At 65.1% G+C, this 16850-nt stretch carries 18 protein-coding genes; 12 read left to right on the forward strand and 6 right to left on the reverse strand.

All coding sequences use genetic code 11. From position 1 onward, the window contains the following. Positions 1-880 precede the first annotated feature (880 nt). Positions 881-1252, reverse strand: coding sequence for a hypothetical protein (locus AB0L60_RS40910; RefSeq protein WP_364625815.1), 372 nt, complete (start codon positions 1250-1252; stop codon positions 881-883). A gap of 592 nt (positions 1253-1844) precedes the next feature. Here AB0L60_RS40910 and AB0L60_RS40915 point away from each other — a divergent pair. The 6 genes from AB0L60_RS40915 to AB0L60_RS40940 all read left to right on the forward strand — a co-directional run bounded on the left by AB0L60_RS40915 (position 1845) and on the right by AB0L60_RS40940 (position 6492). Further along, entirely contained in the window at positions 1845-2477 is a 633-nt protein-coding gene (locus AB0L60_RS40915) for a TetR/AcrR family transcriptional regulator (protein ID WP_364625818.1), read from the forward strand. A 41-nt stretch (positions 2478-2518) separates the two neighbouring features. After that, the gene (locus tag AB0L60_RS40920; protein WP_364625821.1) at positions 2519-3439 is read left to right on the forward strand and encodes a carbon-nitrogen hydrolase family protein; all 921 of its coding nucleotides are present in this window, start codon (positions 2519-2521) and stop codon (positions 3437-3439) included. Next, a complete protein-coding gene (locus AB0L60_RS40925; protein WP_364625824.1) occupies positions 3436-3804 on the forward strand; it encodes a hypothetical protein in 369 nt (122 codons plus the stop codon). The genes AB0L60_RS40920 and AB0L60_RS40925 overlap by 4 nt, the downstream gene beginning before the upstream one ends. A gap of 471 nt (positions 3805-4275) precedes the next feature. After that, the gene (locus tag AB0L60_RS40930) at positions 4276-4767 is read left to right on the forward strand and encodes a hypothetical protein (protein ID WP_364625827.1); all 492 of its coding nucleotides are present in this window, start codon (positions 4276-4278) and stop codon (positions 4765-4767) included. Between the two features lie 807 nt (positions 4768-5574). Next, entirely contained in the window at positions 5575-6000 is a 426-nt protein-coding gene (locus tag AB0L60_RS40935) for an SRPBCC family protein (RefSeq protein ID WP_364625830.1), read from the forward strand. Between the two features lie 102 nt (positions 6001-6102). Then, the gene (locus AB0L60_RS40940; RefSeq protein WP_364625833.1) at positions 6103-6492 is read left to right on the forward strand and encodes a CPCC family cysteine-rich protein; all 390 of its coding nucleotides are present in this window, start codon (positions 6103-6105) and stop codon (positions 6490-6492) included. Positions 6493-6806: 314 nt separating this feature from the next. Here AB0L60_RS40940 and AB0L60_RS40945 read toward each other — a convergent pair whose 3' ends face one another. After that, positions 6807-7376, reverse strand: a complete 570-nt coding sequence (locus tag AB0L60_RS40945) for a hypothetical protein (RefSeq protein ID WP_364625836.1) — start codon at positions 7374-7376, stop codon at positions 6807-6809. Positions 7377-8604: 1228 nt separating this feature from the next. Here AB0L60_RS40945 and AB0L60_RS40950 point away from each other — a divergent pair. Next, positions 8605-9828 (forward strand): hypothetical protein, encoded by a 1224-nt coding sequence (locus AB0L60_RS40950; protein ID WP_364625839.1) that lies wholly within the window; start codon positions 8605-8607, stop codon positions 9826-9828. 343 nt (positions 9829-10171) lie between these two features. Continuing rightward, a complete protein-coding gene (locus AB0L60_RS40955; RefSeq protein ID WP_364625842.1) occupies positions 10172-10471 on the forward strand; it encodes a hypothetical protein in 300 nt (99 codons plus the stop codon). A gap of 283 nt (positions 10472-10754) precedes the next feature. Here AB0L60_RS40955 and AB0L60_RS40960 read toward each other — a convergent pair whose 3' ends face one another. Continuing rightward, entirely contained in the window at positions 10755-11162 is a 408-nt protein-coding gene (locus tag AB0L60_RS40960; protein WP_364625845.1) for a MarR family transcriptional regulator, read from the reverse strand. A 151-nt stretch (positions 11163-11313) separates the two neighbouring features. Between AB0L60_RS40960 and AB0L60_RS40965 the strand changes: the two genes are divergently transcribed. Next, positions 11314-12441, forward strand: coding sequence for an NADH:flavin oxidoreductase (locus AB0L60_RS40965; RefSeq protein ID WP_364625848.1), 1128 nt, complete (start codon positions 11314-11316; stop codon positions 12439-12441). Positions 12442-12501: 60 nt separating this feature from the next. Here the strand turns inward: AB0L60_RS40965 and AB0L60_RS40970 are convergent, their stop codons facing one another. Together AB0L60_RS40970 and AB0L60_RS40975 are read right to left on the reverse strand one after the other, a co-directional pair. Continuing rightward, positions 12502-12696 (reverse strand): hypothetical protein, encoded by a 195-nt coding sequence (locus AB0L60_RS40970; protein WP_364625851.1) that lies wholly within the window; start codon positions 12694-12696, stop codon positions 12502-12504. 53 nt (positions 12697-12749) lie between these two features. Then, positions 12750-13169, reverse strand: coding sequence for a hypothetical protein (locus AB0L60_RS40975; protein ID WP_364625854.1), 420 nt, complete (start codon positions 13167-13169; stop codon positions 12750-12752). 860 nt (positions 13170-14029) lie between these two features. Between AB0L60_RS40975 and AB0L60_RS40980 the strand changes: the two genes are divergently transcribed. Beyond that, positions 14030-14359, forward strand: a complete 330-nt coding sequence (locus AB0L60_RS40980; RefSeq protein WP_364625857.1) for a hypothetical protein — start codon at positions 14030-14032, stop codon at positions 14357-14359. Positions 14360-15083: 724 nt separating this feature from the next. Here AB0L60_RS40980 and AB0L60_RS40985 read toward each other — a convergent pair. Beyond that, positions 15084-15683, reverse strand: a complete 600-nt coding sequence (locus tag AB0L60_RS40985; protein WP_364625859.1) for an SIS domain-containing protein — start codon at positions 15681-15683, stop codon at positions 15084-15086. Here AB0L60_RS40985 and AB0L60_RS40990 point away from each other — a divergent pair. Both AB0L60_RS40990 and AB0L60_RS40995 read left to right on the forward strand, forming a co-directional pair. After that, positions 15595-16464 carry a threonine/serine exporter family protein gene (locus AB0L60_RS40990; protein ID WP_364625861.1) on the forward strand — a complete coding sequence of 290 codons (870 nt, stop codon included), beginning with the start codon at positions 15595-15597 and terminating at the stop codon, positions 16462-16464. The genes AB0L60_RS40985 and AB0L60_RS40990 overlap by 89 nt on opposite strands. Before the next feature lie 20 nt (positions 16465-16484). Continuing rightward, positions 16485-16850, forward strand: coding sequence for a threonine/serine exporter family protein (locus tag AB0L60_RS40995; RefSeq protein WP_364625908.1), 366 nt, complete (start codon positions 16485-16487; stop codon positions 16848-16850).

A 16850-nucleotide genomic window follows, 5' to 3' on the forward strand; every position in this document is an offset into this window, starting at 1 on the left:
AACATCGGAACCTTCAACCCCATCAAGACCAACTTCCACGAATTCATCGCCATGCTCGCCGACATCGGCCAGGCACCCGGCACGCGAACGGTACTGCGCGCCGTCTTCGGCCCACCCACCGATCCGGCCCACTCGAGGACCACCACGCGAACGTAGCGCCGACAGGAGCTCACCCAACGGTAGTTCGCGCGGCCGGGTCGGGAAATACAGGGCGTCGGCCGTGGCATGCGCGAGCACAGTGTCTTCCGCGGCCCTTCCCACCCTTCGCTGCGGGGAATCTCTCCAGATCCGTACCGGCCCACCTCCAGTCGAATCGCGCCGCTGCATCCACCGCGGTATGTGACCGCGCCTATCTCATCGTGCACGCACGGATCCTGGCCCTCGCAGTCCACGGCGCTGTCCAGATCAACCCAGCAGGATGCACGGCATTCGGCATGAGCGTGCACTACCGGCGGGCGTACGACGCTCTGCCCGTTGATCTTCCGTAGCCTCGCGTTGTCCGGTTCGGTCAGCGCGGTATGCGACAATAGCGGACGTTCCGCCCCGCACCAGGTCGGAACGAGGATGAAAAAGGCTCACGATGCCGTCCACACGAAGATCCCGAAGTCGTACCAGGACACATCGAAGTCTGCGGCGCCGATCATCTGCTCTGCGCGATCGCTTTCACCGAACTCGATGGTGAACGTATCCCCCGGCGCAGCCAGTACTCCTCCGCGAAGGGCTCAACACAAAGCAGGAATGGCCTGCCCGTGTGTGGGTTCCTGAATCTGATCTTCGGCACGGCCGAAGCGTATTGGAGCAAAGGACATGCCGCAGTCTTAGGCTGGCCCGCCTCCGCGCGCCACACGGCATGAGGGTTCGTCCCCGGTGGATCAGCCTGTCATCCGATTCGTTCAAACCGAACTGCGCCTTGAAACCTGCCGCCCTCACGGAGATTCAGTGTCATATGGCGGCCACTCCAGACGCCGTCCACCTCAACCATGCAATTGTAGAGGTGGCTGGCCGAGGTGAAGGCGACGCGATTACCCGTACTGAGCGTGTACTGCGTGACATGAACCCCGGCAAGCACAGATTCCCTGCGAAGCCATGTCTCGATGAGGGGCACATTCGCCGACGTGGGCGCCGGTTTGATCAGCACGTCGAGGACCACCCCGTCTGGATAGAACCGAAACACCTGGACGTCCGCAGCGAAGATCCCCGACGGTCCGGGACGAGACCGGCCGCTGCGAGATCGGTTGCCGTGCTTGCTCATCAACCACACACTGCCAGGTCTGCCCAGTACTCAGCACGCCAGCAGGAAGCTCGTAACCGACTAGGTCATCGGTCACGCGGATGTGGCATTCAATGTGCGGAAATCGGCAGTTGCGGACGTTCCGCCGGCCTCGGATCGGCACGGCCCGTTGATCTTCCGATGCCACGTGCTGGCCGGTTCAGTAAGCGCGGTATGCGGCAGGAGAGTGCACTGCCACGCGCGGACCGATCGCAGTGCAACCGTTCTAAGCGCGCACTACGGCTGAGGAATTCGCGCGAAACTGCGGTTCGACAGCCGATAGTGCGAGATTGGACCGTCATCCGCAACTCGGCATTACCGTGCACTGCCGGCAGTCGGGCTGCCGTCCGAGATGCCCACGGCCCATTGATCTTCCGAGGTGCCGCGCTGGCCGGTTCGGTCAGCGCGGTATGCGGCAAAGTAGTGCGTTCGGCCGGCTGCGGCAGAGCAGGGTTCACACCTTGATCATCTTGCGAGCGTGGTCGTCAATTCAGATAGCGGTTCGCAGCGTTCGAGCCGGTCGGGCCCGGCAGGCCGTGTGCTGTGTGTACTCGATCGGCCGTAGCCTGAGTACGTGTCACGATCTGTTGTCCGGCGCCCGGACCGCCGCACCGCGGCTACCACAGCGACAATTCTCGACACCGCGAATCGGCTGTTCACCGAGCGCGGTTTCCATGCGGTGACCATGGACGCGATCGCCGATTCCGCCGGGCTCGCGGTGGGTTCGATCTATCACCATTTCGGCAACAAGGAGCGCCTGTATCTGGCGCTGGTCGAGCGGGCGCTGGAGGTCAACGAGAAGGCGATGGCCGTCGCTTACGGAGGCGGTCGCAATCCGATCGAGGAACTTTTCGCGGCCAGCGATGCCTACTGTCGATTCCATCTGGACAACCCGGGGTACTTCCGGATGATCGCGCTGCGGGTGCTCGACGTGCCGCCGGGGGATCTGGCGAGCGAAGCGGAACGGCGGATCGCCGACAAAGTGGAGGCGCTGGTCGGCGGCGTCACCGATGCGCTGCGGCGGGCCGACACCGCTGGCCAGATCCGCTGTCCGGATCCCCAGCGGACCGCGATCTTCCTGTGGGCGGCATGGAACGGTGTGCTCGCGCTGCGCATGCGCCCGGACCGGCTCGCTCTCGACGACGTCGAACTGCAGCAGGTGCTGGAGATCGGACGCGACATCGTGCACCGCGGCCTGGCCACTTGAATTCTTGTAGCAGCGTTCAATTTTGTAGTAGCGTTCAAAACATGGTGATAGCAGCCGCCGTGCAGTTGGACGCGGTACCTGGTGACATCTCGGCGAATCTGGCCGCTTGCGAGCGGCTGGCGGACCAGGCGGGCCGGGCCGGCGCCGAAATCATCGCCTTACCAGAGTTCTTCACGACCGGAGTCGGTTTCCTCCATCGACTCACCGACGCCGCGCTGCCGCCCGACGGCCCGGCGACCGCGCTGCTGATGAGGATCGCGCAGCGCTATGGGGCCCTGGTCGGCGGCTCATTCCTGTGCCGCGACCCCGACGGGCACGTCCGCAACGCCTACCTGCTTGCCGATGCGACCGGCGTCGTCGGCCGCCACGACAAGGACCTGCCGACGATGTGGGAGAACGCCTTCTACATCGGCGGCCACGACGACGGTGTGCTGGCCGCAGGTGGGCTGCGGATCGGTGCAGCGGTGTGCTGGGAGTTGATGCGCACCCAGACCGTGCGGCGACTGCGTGGCCGCGTCGATCTCGTGATGGCCGGGTCGGGTTGGTGGTCGGTACCGTCCTGGCGGCCAAGCATGCTGTTCGACCGGCTCGAGCAGCACAACACCGTCACGGCGCGCCGGGCCGCGGCCGAGTTCGCGCGATACGTGGGTGCGCCGGTGGTACACGCCGCCCACGCGGGAAACCTGAACTGCCCGATGCCGTGGATGCCGTTGCGCTACCACGGCCATTTCGAGGGCTCCACGCTGATCACCACAGCGGACGGCACCGTGATCGCTGAACGCCGCAAGGAGGATGGCGAGGGGATCGTGCTCGGCGAGATCACACCTGGCGCCCAGCATCCCGCATCGACTACGCCGACCGGATTCTGGCTACATCGCCGCGGTGCGCTGCCGTCGGCGGCCTGGCACTATCAGCGCTGGCACGGCCGGCGCTTCTATCGGCGGCAGGTGGCGGGCCGATGAGCGTGCTCGTACGGATCGGGCTGGCCGAAACGGCCGCCGGCGCACTACTCGGATGGGTCGTCGCGGCCAACCTCACCGCACCGGACCGGCTTCGGAAGCTGGGCCTGGTCAACCCGCGTCGAATACTGCAGGCACACATCGATTACGTGATCATGGGCCTGATCCTGGTCGCGGTCGGGCTGGCCCTACCCGGCCTGGCCACCTGGATCGCAGTGCTCGTCGTGATCGGCACCCTGCTGAACCCGACTTTGTTCCTGCCCTTGGCCTTCCGCGACGGTCTGGCCCGCACCCTGGGATACCGGAGCCTGAGTAGTCTGTCGTTCCTCTCGACCAGTGTCGGACTCGTCGCGGCAGCCGTGAGCTGAGGGCGAGGGGCGCGGAAACCAGACAGACCACGAGAGCCGTCGTCACCGAGTCGGCTATCTCCTCACGCACCGTGCTCTCGGCCCAGCTTCGCGATGTCGGCGAGGGTGGCGGATCTCCCCCAACCGCGGTTCACGAGGTCGCACTCACCACCGCGGAGATCAGAGACGCCGATCAACGGCGCATCAAGGCCGTGACCCTTGCCCGCGCCACCTGGGAAGCAATCGCCCAGGCAGCGAACATTACTCGCCGGTCCGCTCACGAACGCTGGTCAAAGATCGCACGTATCACTGCTGGTAGCGATTCTGCTGAGCACCCATCCGGTGTCCAGGTGGGGCTCGGTCGTTTCGCCGGTGCCTCGCGATGGCCGGTTCGGTCAGCGCGCCATGCGGCAGTAGCGGATGTTCCAGGCGGAGCCGCTACATCTCGCAATGGCATGGTGGCTGCTGCAGGTGGCGCGATAGGGTTCTGGCGTGCCGCACGCCATCACCGCGATGATCTTGCCCTGCCCTGTCAGTGCTGAAGCAGCGGACCGATGGGACCTGATGCCGGTATCGCTGCGATGCGATCTCACGCTACTGCACGTGACCCACTACTACACTGCGTATTGGCAAGCACGGCTGGGGATTTCGAGCTACTTCGAACTCCCTTCCGAAGCGCCAGGACTGTTCCCTCGCGAGGGCGTCGTGACGACGATTGCGGCTGAATTGGCGACCCGACCCAACCCGACATTCGCTGTGGTGCTCACGGACTACTTCGGCGGCGTCGGAGACCAGTGGGCAGCGGTATCGGTTGGCGGTGGACCGGTTCGGTCGGTGAACACCATCAACACGGCGTTGCGTGCGCTGGGCATCAGCGCTACGGCGGGATCGGATGAGTTCGACACGGTCGGCCTGGCGGCTCATAGATCGACGCCCGACTACCTCGACCGGTACGTCGATCTGTGCGACGAGCTCGGTGTTTGACCCGATACTTCCGATTCCTGATGTATGGCAGGCATGTGCGTACGTTGCACCGCCTTGGATCGACGCGCTCCGTTGCCCCGCCAGTCCCGCGCTGGCCGGTTCTGTCAGCGCGGTATGCGGCATAGAAAGACGTTCTGTGCGTCGGGTGTCTGGACGTGGGGAACGTCCTCCTGATGCGCTTGTGGGGCTTGGTGTCCCATCGCGGTAGGAGGACGTTCCATGGGTAACGGTAGTGGCGTGTCCCGGGGTGATCGCAACCGATTACACGCTGCAGGGAACCAACCCCATTACTGCTATGCCGGGACGACGACAGACCAGGGCACCGACCGAACCGCTTGACACAAAACGCCTTACGCTGATTACAGGATGTTCGCGGCAGGGGTGAAGGGGGTGGGATCGGGCGTCTACTCCGGTCCCTGAGGCGTACCAGAGGGACCGTCCAGCCACCCCCCTTTGCCCCAGGCCGCCCAAGGCAGACACTGCGGGCCGGAACCCGAGCGGGCGCCACCTACCCTAACCCGCCCCGCCGACAAGGCTGCGACGCACCTCCTCGGCCACTTCGAAGACTGCCCACCAGAAGGCACTGGCGCAGATGCCTTCTCGACGTTCGCCTGCAAGAATGCACGCTCGCCGGGATGAGTGGGTGTACCGCATTCGGCGTGTGCGTGCACTCGCCGACCGGGCCCCGCGGCCTGGTTCAGAACAACCGAGTCGCGGCAATGCAGGATGTTCGGGCGATGGCTGAGGTGTCCGGCGGACGTTGTCGGGACAGGTTGAGCGTTGTTCTGTCGTGAGATCAGGGCAGTTATGGCCACCATCCGTCACGAAGTCGCGATAAAGGCTGCACCGCTACATATCTGGGATGTCATTCGCGATATCGGGGCCGTGCATGAACGTCTGCTTCCCGGACGTGTGGTCGACACCAGGATCGAAGGGGCGGAACGGTTTCTGACCTTCCCTGACGGGCACATCATTCGTGAGCTCATAGTCGCGATCGACGAGGATTCGCGGCGGCTGGCGTACTCCGTTGTCGAAGGGGCCCGGCCCGCGCTGGACTACCATCATGCGTCGTTCGAGGTCCGCGCAGATGGCGAGCACGGCCGACTGGTCTGGATCACCGACGTCCTGCCCGACACTGTCGCGCCGGAGATCCGCATCCGCACGCAGTTCGGAATCACCGAGATGAAGCAGGCGATCGAAGCCGCCCAGCTGATCGCACGCTCGTCGGCATGAGGGTGCGTTCGGCCGGCCCCCGGCTCGGCCTGTCCGAGCCGCCCTGTAAGCGGCTTCTTAGCGGATGTTCATCGTCGCAATGCCATCAATGAGACTGATCGTGTGAATCCAGCCTATCCATGCCCCGCTTGCGGCCACCGCGTCTTCGATCAGCCGCCCGGTTGCCACCTGGTTTGCCCCGTTTGTTTCTGGGAGGACGACGGTGTGCAACTCCGGTGGCCAACCCTCGCCCTGGGGGCCAACCGAGTCTCGTTGGTGGACGCTCAGCGCAACGTCATTGCATTCGGGGCGTACGACGAGCATGCGCGTGGGTTTGTCCGTCCCGCTACCGCCGAGGAAGCCATGGATCCTGCGTGGCGGTGTATCGCACCGTTCGACGACTTCGAGGACTGCGCAACTGCGAATTCTGCTCCGTGGCCGAAGGACCGCACCACGTTGTACTGGTGGTTGCCGACGTTCTGGCGAGCCCAGGGGGATCGCTACACGAGATAACTGGGTCCGCCTCTGCCACATAATCGGCAATAGCGGACGTCCTGCCGTCGTCGGATCGGCACGGCCAGTTGATCTTCCGCTGCGCCGCGTTGGCCGGTTCGGTCAGCGCGGTATGCGGCATGTGCGGATGCACTTCCGTACGGACGTCGGCAAGATGATTGGCCTGATCCCGCAATGCAACGGCATGGTGGATCCAAATCCACAGATTCGTGGACGAACTCGGCACGAGGGCACTCCGCAATCAAAGCTGCGGGCACTGCAGCCGGATGCCGCGCGACTTCCGTCCTGCCCACGCTCGCGAGCACTGAACTACCTCAGCGGACGGGCTCCACGACCACAGGCGCGATCGGGGTACCGGCGGAATCGAACAAGTCCCGCCCGCACGAGTCGCATTCGCCCTCCGCAGGTTTCGCTTCCGTCGCGGGGAGCTGCCACACGTTCATGCCACCGCACGGACAGTCGATGACGTAGAGCAACTCGGGAGAAGGCGGATTCACACCCCACGCCAGACTCGAGGCCGTCGTGCGACGCATGACGCCGATACGGCAGGTGTCGTCGCCGGAACGGAGTTCGCCGAGCGCCAACCCCGCACTCGCCAGGGCTTCATCCACTGCGCGCAGAATCGCCGGCACGTGTTCACCACGCTCGAGGTCGGCCCCGGCCGCTTGCTTGGCCGCGGACTCGACGGCAGCGACAACCGCGCGGTCCTTCCCGAAGGCCGTCACCCGACCGGCCACGAATTGCGCTATCTGTCCGGTCCGTTCCTCACCAGACCAGTCGACAGGCAAGAGAATCCCCTCCTGGATCAAGGAATCCACCACCTCGTCCACATCGAGCGCGAACCCCTGCTCAGACGCCGCCAGAAAATATGCCAAGTCGCTCACGCCGCCAGCATACGAACGAGCATCCGACAGCTACGCAATCCCAGGTTGCTCGGACCGCTTTCGCATACGGTCGGGCGGGTCTGGGTCATGTCGTGGGTCCGCGACGAATCGACGATAGCCACCACCGCCGTCAGCGAGACGATCGTTGTCGCATAACGGGACTCATCGACGGACCGGTTCGATCAGCAGCTACGGCAGGACTCCTCACCCAGCCGCTCGACGATCCCTCGAGCCCGCTCGTCGGCATTACCGTGCACTTGAGTTCGCTAGAGCCAGCCAATGCGACTCGCCGATCCAAACGCCGTCGGCGCCCGATCCGGGAGAACCGCGGCACCCCGTCGCAGTCCGGGGCCACCAGCTCACCGTCGAGGGTGATCTCCCGCCCCGCCGCCAGCAACAGCAGGGCGTGGGAGATCTCGGGGAAGGCCGCGTTGAGGGAGTTGCCGTTGCGGCTGACCATGTGGCACACGTCGCCGGAATCCATGCCAGACAGCGGATTCCGTCGTAGGTCATTCGTAGGCGTACCGGGTGTCGTCAGCGGGAGCTGGCCCGGTCGTGGCGAGCATCGGCGCCGGATGGCGCACCATACGCCGAACGCTACCCCAGAAGAAACCGAGCGGTCGCATTAGTGTGAGCTCCGGAATCTCGTACTGTGCGTTGGCCGCTCGATGCGCTCGCGTTCTGAACGGTTCGCCAGTGCATGACTGCCGAAGATATCCGGCTGGTCGATCCTGGTCAGATCAGACCGCGGGTTGGCTGCGGGCCTCGCCGTCGGCATCCATCATCGAAGACCATCCGGGACTTCCCTGAGAAGCAACATCGGCCGCGAGTATGAGCAGTTTTCGCCTGACGACTGATTTCGTTTGGGCGATCCACCTGTGATTGTCGTTGACATGATCATGTCGCCGGTCTTCCCCGTTGGGCCGCTGCTCGCCGTTGACCATCCCGTAGGGACTTGGTGGCGATGAGGATGTTCGAGTTGTTGCTCGTTGCGTGTTGTGTGGTCCTGACCGTGCTCGGATTCCGCAGTGGTGTCGGCACCCGGACATTACTGTGCGCGAGCAGTAGCGGGCTGGCGGTGGCGGCAGCACAGATCCTGGTGGAGGGGTACCGCTCACAACTGTTGCTCGCCTACACATTTCCGGGCGCCGTCTTGATTCTCGCTGTGGTTCGCAGGTTTCGGCGCGGGGAGCAGGATCGCTTCCGATCCGCCCGCAGCAGGTTCGCTGTGACAACCGCGGGTGCGGTCACGGTGTCGGTCACCGCGGCCGCGATCGTGGCGTTCCCGGTTTTCGTGGTGCCCGCGCCATCGGGTCGCCTGCCGGTCGGCACGCACGCGCTGCATCTGGTCGACACGCAGCGGCAGGAGATCTTCGACGACAGCGACAGGCCGCGGGAGCTGATGGTGCAGTTGTGGTATCCGGCGCAGGCGCGACAAGGACGCAGAGCGCCCGTGATACCGGACAGCCCGGCGGTCATCGGAGAAATGGCGCGCGGATTCGGGCTACCCGCCAACGCTCTGGCCTACCTGCCCACCATCAAGAGTCATTCCTGGATCGAGGCTCCACTGGCGACATCGGAACGGCCCTACCCTTTACTGCTGCTCAATCACGGTTACGGGTCGGCCGGCTATTTCCACACCACACAAGCCGAAAACCTGGCCAGCCACGGATACGTCGTCGCAGCCATCGACCACACCTACAGCTCGCTCGCCACCCGATTCCCCGACGGTCGCGTCACCACCATGCGCACCGACGAGGAACGAATCGGCGAATACGACTATCGCTCCACGGTCGGTGAGGTGTGGACCAAGGACATCCAGTTCACCCTCGGCCGCCTTGCGGCGATGAACGACGGAACCATCCCCAGCATGTTCACCCACGCACTCGACATGGATCGGGTTGGAGTACTAGGGCATTCTTTCGGCGGGGCCGCTGCCTACGACGCGATGCGAGACTCGCGCATCCGAGCCGGGATCGACCTCGACGGTACCCTGTACGGGTTCCGCGGACGCCCCCCGACGACCAAACCGTTCATGTTCGTCTACTCCGCCCAAGCCTTCGACCTCTATGACAAGGCACGCCGCGGATTCGTCTACAGCGACCGCGAACTAGCCGACCTCGGCATCACCAGAGCCGAAATGGAACGAGACCTGGCCAATCTCACCGCCGAACGCGAGCACATTCGCGCGGTGGCCCGCGCGGGCGGACCGGTGGTCTACATCGAAGGCACCAAACACAACAATTTCATGGACCAGCAGCTGTTTTCACCGCTCCTGCGGTTGTTCGGCCTGGTCGGCGACATCGATCCGTACCGGTCGATCACCATCGTCAACGACTACCTCCTCGCCTTCTTCGACGAACACCTCCGCGGCCACAAAGGCGCACTGCACACAGGCCCCGATCCGGGCCATCCCGAAGTACGGTTCGCCACAAGTGATTTCGCGCAGTGACCACTTACCCGAACGGCAGGCCAGGGCTACAACAGGGCCAACCCACGGCACCTCCACACAATCGCATTATTTGCGCTGTTCCAGGGAGTGTCGGGATAACGGCTCTGACGCACTTCCGGTCGTGGCCGGGGCTAGGTACGGCACGGTCGATACGCTGTACGCTCCAACGTCCTTGCAGGACCTGCCCGATTCAACGCCCGGGTATTGCCCCAGCGGTACTACTATCGTGCATCCTGCCCACTATTGCCACATCTGAATCCGAAACAGGGCGGAATTTTTCGATCGAATTCCTATAGCCTTGGCGGTGCGGTAGCAAGAATCCCCCGCCGATTGGAGAAATTGCATGAAACAGCTTTCCCGCTCCGACTACTCAAGGGTGACAAATTTAGCGGGCAAGGTTCCATTCAATACCATGTTCGCCACGGCAGTGATCGAGCGTCAAGCAGAAGGAACGGTTTTCGTCGATAACATCACGAAACCAACAGTTGCGCTGATCGTACATAGGTACGGCATGGCCCTTTTGTGTGGAAACCCAGAAAATGACTCTTTCAACGAAGAACTTGTGCTCTTTTTGAGAGATGCACCGTCGAGTTTCTCAATGCCAACGAGCGGGCCAGCGACAAATACCGATCCAGGCATCTAGATCTGGAACATCCGTCGATTCCGACGATAGTACCGGCGCAATCTACCTTCTTGCGCCAAGGGTGTCGAGTAGTGAGTGCTGCGCCTCGTATACCAGCCGATCGCCCTAGTGATAGCTATAGCGCGTGAATCCCGACCCGTGAGCCGGGTCGGCCCGGATCCGGCGATGACTACCTCGGTGGTTTCCATGACCGGACACGGAGTTCGACCACGGGGTGTGCGTCATTCTCGCCGGAATCCTCGCCACCACACGGGTGGGGTGAGCTCGGCCGGACCCCAGTGGGTCACTCCGGCCGGGTGGCGCGCCGGGCGACGAAGACTCGTTCCAGCAAGGCGTACAGGTGGTCCTGATCCTCGGCGCTGAGTCTGTTCAGGCCATCTCGAGTGGTGTGCATCTTCGCTCGAATGGCGTCGGTGACCTGCTCACCCTCGACCGTGATGACGAGGTTCGTGACGCGCCGGTCGGAGGCGCTGGCCTCGCGGCGCACGAGGCCGCGCTTCTCCAGCCGGTCGATGATCCCTGTCACGTTCGAGGCGTCGCAGACCATGATGTCGGCCAAGGCACGCATCGCAATCGGGCCTCGGCGCAGCACGGTCAGCGCCTTGCCCTGAATCGCTGTGAGGTTCTCGCTCGCCGCCGCGAGCGTGAAGTCTCCATAGTAGGCGCCGAGCGACACCGAGAGCAGCTCCATGAGCTGAGCGGTGTCGACGCGGGGAGCTTCTGCCATACGAACCAGCCTATCCACAGAAACTTGACTACCTCAAATATTCACCACTAGCGTTTGCCATAATGCTTGAAGTTCTCAACCATCTACGTTGACAAGTAACTACGAGGAGTGTCCAGTGACCGTCACCGCGTCCGACGCCGTCCGCACGGCTCAGGTTCTGTCACGGCCCGTCACGCTGAACGGACTGACCGTTCCGAACCGCATCGTGATGGCGCCGATGACGCGCATGTTCTCCCCTGGCGGCGTTCCCGGAGAGGACGTCCGCGCCTACTACGCCCGCCGCGCCGCCGCCGGCGTAGGGCTGATCATCACCGAGGGGACCTATGTCGGCCACGATTCGGCCGGGCAGAGCGATCGGGTGCCGCGATTCCACGGTGAAGAGCAGTTGGCGGGGTGGGCGAAGGTAGCCGCGGACGTGCACGCCGCAGGCGGCAGGATCGTGCCGCAGCTATGGCACATCGGCATGGTCCGCAAGCATGGCGAGGAGCCCTACGCCGATGCCCCCGCCGTCGGCCCCTCCGGAATTCGCGTCGACGGCACCGAGGGCACCGGCAAGGCGATGACCCAGCGTGACCTGGACGACGTCATCGGCGCCTTCGCGGATGCCGCTGCGGTCGCCGAGCGCATCGGCTTCGACGGCATCGAAGTGCACGGCGCCCACGGCTATCTCCTCGACCAGTTCCTGTGGGAACGGACGAACCGCCGAACCGATGCCTACGGTGGCGATTCCGTGGCCCGGACGAAGTTCGCGGCCGAGATCGTGGCGGCGATCCGGGCGGTCGTCTCACCCGAATTCCCGGTGATCTTCCGCTACTCGCAGTGGAAGCAGGAGGCCTACGACGCGCGGCTCGTCGAGACCCCGCAGGAGCTGGAAGCGATCCTGGCCCCGCTCGCCGCGGCCGGCGTGGATGCCTTCCATGCCTCCACCCGCCGCTACTGGCTCCCGGAATTCGAGGGCTCGGACCTGAACCTGGCCGGCTGGACCAAGAAGCTCACCGGCAAGCCCACCATCACCGTCGGTTCGGTCGGCCTCGACGGCGACTTCCTGCGCGCGTTCACCGGCGAGGGCGCCGAACTCGGCAGCCTCGACAACCTCCTCGATCGGCTGGAGCGTGACGAATTCGATTTGGTCGCCGTCGGCCGAGCCTTGCTCCAGGACCCGGAGTGGGCGTCCAAGGTCCTGGCGGGCCGGATCGACGAACTGAAGCCGTACGACGCGGCAGCACTGAGGACACTGAGCTAGCCGTCGGCGCGGTGGCGAGGTCGCCCTCGGCGACCCGCCACCGCTGCGGGCAGACGACGGCTATGCCGAGGGGCTGGCGATCAAGCACCACAGGGCGAGCAGGGGGTCGGCGTTGCACAGGCCGCCGGCGACGGGTTCGGTTGTTGCCGGAGAGGGCGATTCGAGCGGGAGGGGGTTGGCTGTGGCGGTGCCGGCGGCGGACAGGGTTGCGGCGCCGATCAGGAGGGCGGCGGAGATTCCACGGCGTGCGAGCATTTGAAACTCCTCAAAGCATCGGGGTGGGGCAAAAGAGGTCGGGTGGTGGCGGATTAGATTGCCACGCAGGCGGATCCGAGGTTGATGCCGGTGCCGACGTCGACGGGCTGCCTGATTTGAGCTGTCGCGTTCGGCTGGATGGCGTAGATGTAGGTGATCTTTGTCGAGGACGGGGTCCAGGTCGCCTTTGCAACGCCGTTGGAAGGCTTCGCCTCGGCGAATCCGCTTGGGCCCTGACCCTCCTCGAAGAAATAGACGGTCTGACTGTTGTCGTCCACCGCGACGGTGACGGTGTACGAGCAGGTCGTTCCGTACGTGTGGGTGCCGAGGGTGAAGGCGGGCGCGATCGCGATGCTGGTGACGGTCGCCGAGGCCGACGGCGCGGTCAGTGCGGTCACGCTTGCGACGACGCCGAGTGCGGCAGCACCCGCGACGATGCGTTTCATCTTGGGCGAGTTCAGAATTCGCGTCATGGTGTATCGATCTCCTGTCAGGGTCGAAATCGGTTCGGCCGGACGGTCTGCCGCCGGCCGAGAGTGAGAGCCGCAGTGCCCCTGCCGACGATCACGCCATCCGTCGCATTGATGACGTAACAGCGGCGGGTCCGCCGGCCCCGACCAGCGTCGCGATCGCAACCGCCGCCAGGACACCGATCCGCGCCGAGAACTGTTGAACCTTGCGCTTTTTCGGACTCACCGTCCATTCGTCGGATGATCCCCGGATACCGTTAGCAACACTGGCGGCCCCCAAAACTGGGGGCAGCGTTCGAGCAGCTCTGTTGGAGCCAGCCGAGTTCGTGGGCGAGGTCTTTGACGGCGGCCCGGATGCGGCGGTGTAGCGGGTGACTGCTCGCGTGGCAGCGCCAGATACATCGTCAGGGCGGGTGCGCCACGTAGGGGTCGCCAGGTGAGGCCCGCTACCTGGGTTGACAGGGCTGCCTCATCGGAGAGAAAAGGTGGCTCGGTCACGCAGGTCTCGCTGGACGATGTCGAAAGAGAGTGCCGGCGTGTGGAATCGAGGTTTTCGGCTGGCGGTGTGTAGCAGTGCCTTCAGTTGGTCGTGGATGGCCGGGTTGGCGGCACGATCGTGGATTCGGACGGGATACGCTGCGGCCGAGTCGATCTCGATCTCTGCTTCGCCGGCGAGCGGATGGTCCGTGGCCAGTTGGACCCCGATCCGCTCACGTCACAAGGGAAGCCGGCGCACGCCATGCCCCGGCTGTTCACCGCGAGTGATCCCGGCGTCGACCCGGCCCGCGGCGACGGCCGCCGGGATTTCGGGTGTCGCCATCGGCGTCGCACCGATACCCAGACCCGGGCAGCTCGCAACGAGCTTGTCCACCAAGGCCGGAGCGGTTTCCGAACCCGCGCTGGGGCGGTATCCGAGTATGAAGGCGGAGTCCTTCTTTCTGGAGGCCAACGACGAGTATGTCGCGGACATCCACCGCGGCTACTCCACCGCCGGCGCGGGCAAGGTGGATACCGTCTGGGCGCTGGTGTGGCACTTCACCATCGGCGGCAAGGTCGACCGGGTGGTGAACCTCTCCGGTGACCAGCATCAAATGGACAGCTGCGCCTGGAAGAACTACACACTCGCGCCACTACTCGAACGGCTTGCACTGACTGCAAGCCCGTCCGTTTGTGCACAGTTGAGCGGCTGGTGACGCTATCTCTCGATCTCTTGGGACGTGGCCATGGTGGAGTGGATTCCGCGTGCTTCGGTCGCCGCTGGTCCACCTCCGGTCCCGCCGGTGTCGCCGTGGTCGCTGCAGCCGTTCCCGGTCTGGCTGGGGTCGGTACAGGTGTTGTCGCCCCCACCGTTCTCCCCACAGTTTTCGTTGTCGCAGCCATGGGGCGGGACGGGCGGAGGCGGAACCGGCTCGGCGGCATTGCCAACCCACCCCCAGGTCCGATCGACCTGCACCACGCCGGGCGCCGCACTCGGCGCGGCCAGGGCCGGAACCGCCGCCGTCGCGGGAACTGCCATCGCCACCCCCGCCAGCACGAACACGGTGAACAGCTGACGTGTGGTACTTCGGTAAGTCTCGTTGGTCATCATCATTGCCTTTCCCGGACTCGGTGAACCGACTGCTACGCCTGATCGATTTCGGCACCTCGCACGTCTCGTTCGAGTAACGACTACGTCGTCGTGACCATCCGGGGTTAACGGCGCGGTCGATGGTGTCGCCGTGAATCCCGCTTCGGCGGGCAAATCCGAGTAAGCCCGGTCTGCGCATGTCCAGGGACGTCGTCCATGAAATAACCCCACGTCCGATCACCCTCAACCGAATTTTACTCAGGTGATCAACAGCGGAAAATAGCCATCTCTGGCAGCGAGACGAGGACTGGATGCGCGCTCGTCGGCAAATCCAGATGCCTTGGGCGGGTTCAGGGTTGGTCGTCCATGAGATCGAGGTCTTGCCACACTTGCTGGATCTGACCAGAGGCGCGGATCGCGTCGTCGTCGGCGAGTTCGCTGAGAATGGCCTGGATTGCGGCGACGACGCCGGTGAGGGATGGTCCGGCATGGGTGGCCTCGATGGGGGCGAGGATGAGGTGGTCGGCGTCCCCGGCGAGGGTGGAGGTGCGAAGGTCGGTGAGAACGCTGACGGTGGCGCCGCGGTCGCGGGCGAGCCGGGTCAGGCCACGCAGGGTTCGGGTCAGACGCCAGATGTTGATGGTGATCAGGCAGTCGCCCTTTTCGAGCCGAGCGACGTCGACTGCCTGCGTGGTGGGGAGCCGAGGGCAAGCCGGATGTCGTGCCCGGCGATGGCACCGGGATAGCCGAGGATGTGGGGGGGACCAGCTCCGCTGCCGGAGCTGATGATGAGCGTGCGGCGGGCCGCCCTGATGGCCCGGGCGGTGGCCCGGATGGCGGCGAGGTTGTCGGAGGTGGCAAGTGCGACAACGTTGTTCGCGTCCTGCCGCAGCACTGTTGAGTGGTGGGGCGAGTTGCCTGGAAGTCGAAGGCGCGATGCGCGCGGTCACCAGCGCATACCGCTTGAACGGCAGCGTCCCGATCACCTTCTCCATGATCAGCCTGTCGTACCAGCCATCGGTGGACGTGGCGCCGCTGGCGGCGGATCGATCGGTGCTGGATCGCGGCTCGTACTACACCCGTGTGGATGACGTCGACCGTCGCACCGCGCGCATTGTCGACGGTCTGCCACCGAGCGCGGCAACCGAGCAGCTGGCCGCGATCGAATGCGGGCCCGGCCCATACCGGCAGTGGGTGCTGTCGACAGCGACCGCGCTGGTCTCGGCTTTCGCGGCGGTCATGGTGGGCGGCGGCTGGTGGGAACTCGTCGGCGCGCTCGGCGGCGGCCTGGTCGGCGAGCGCGCCGCGGCCGCCGTAGCCCGGACCGGGGCTGCGCCGTTCTACCAGCTCGGCGCCGCGGCCGTAGCGGCAGCCGGAATCGGTGTCGCCGCGAGCACGGTGACCGATCGGTCTCACGCGGGCGCCATGATCACCGGCGCGCTCTTCGCGCAATTCCCCGGCCGCCCGCTCCGTGCTGGCGATCAACGACGGCTTGGCCGGCTACTTCCTGACCGCCGGCGCACGCCTGCTCGAGGCATTCTTCCTGCTGACCGCCATCGTCTGTGGGGTGACCGCGACCCTGTACATCGGCCGCCTGGCCGGAGCCGGACCGACCGTGCAGGACACCACCTTCAGCCGGACTCCCTCTGCCGGCTGGACACTCGTGCTGACAGCCGGGGCGCTGACCACGGCCTTCGCTGTCATTTCACGAGGTTCCTCCGCGGGCGATAGCAGCGGCGACGGCCACCGGCCTGGCGTGCTTCACGACCTACCATCTCCTCGTCGTCGCGCACCTGGCCCCCGTGGCCGCCACGGCCGTGGCGGCCATACTGATCGGGATCGTCAGCGGACTCGGAGCCCGCGTGCTGGGCAGCAGCACCCTGCCGCTGCTGGTGCCCGCCCTCGCTCCCCCGCTCCCCGGCCGCTCGCTCTATCTCGGGCTGCTCGCTCTCAGTGAGGGGCGTTTCGCAAGCGGCGGACCGCAATTGGCCCTGGCAATCGCCCTCAGCCTCACGCTGGCGGTGGGTACCGACATGGGCCTGCAGATCGTCGGCCGCCCCGACCTGCCACCGGCACCCTCGAGCGGCCGGCCGAACCGGTCCGAACACGCACTATGA

The organism is Nocardia sp. NPDC051981 (genome assembly GCF_040680715.1).
In the GTDB taxonomy this organism is placed as follows: domain Bacteria; phylum Actinomycetota; class Actinomycetes; order Mycobacteriales; family Mycobacteriaceae; genus Nocardia.

Coding starts and splice junctions, on each gene's coding strand:
- AB0L60_RS40935 (WP_364625830.1), top strand. CDS start 5,575: ATGGCCACCATCCGTCACGAAGTCGCGATAAAGGCTGCACCGCTACAT.
- AB0L60_RS40960 (WP_364625845.1), bottom strand. CDS start 11,162: ATGGAGCTGCTCTCGGTGTCGCTCGGCGCCTACTATGGAGACTTCACG.
- AB0L60_RS40955 (WP_364625842.1), top strand. CDS start 10,172: ATGAAACAGCTTTCCCGCTCCGACTACTCAAGGGTGACAAATTTAGCG.
- AB0L60_RS40975 (WP_364625854.1), bottom strand. CDS start 13,169: ATGACGCGAATTCTGAACTCGCCCAAGATGAAACGCATCGTCGCGGGT.
- AB0L60_RS40910 (WP_364625815.1), bottom strand. CDS start 1,252: ATGAGCAAGCACGGCAACCGATCTCGCAGCGGCCGGTCTCGTCCCGGA.
- AB0L60_RS40925 (WP_364625824.1), top strand. CDS start 3,436: ATGAGCGTGCTCGTACGGATCGGGCTGGCCGAAACGGCCGCCGGCGCA.
- AB0L60_RS40920 (WP_364625821.1), top strand. CDS start 2,519: ATGGTGATAGCAGCCGCCGTGCAGTTGGACGCGGTACCTGGTGACATC.
- AB0L60_RS40970 (WP_364625851.1), bottom strand. CDS start 12,696: ATGCTCGCACGCCGTGGAATCTCCGCCGCCCTCCTGATCGGCGCCGCA.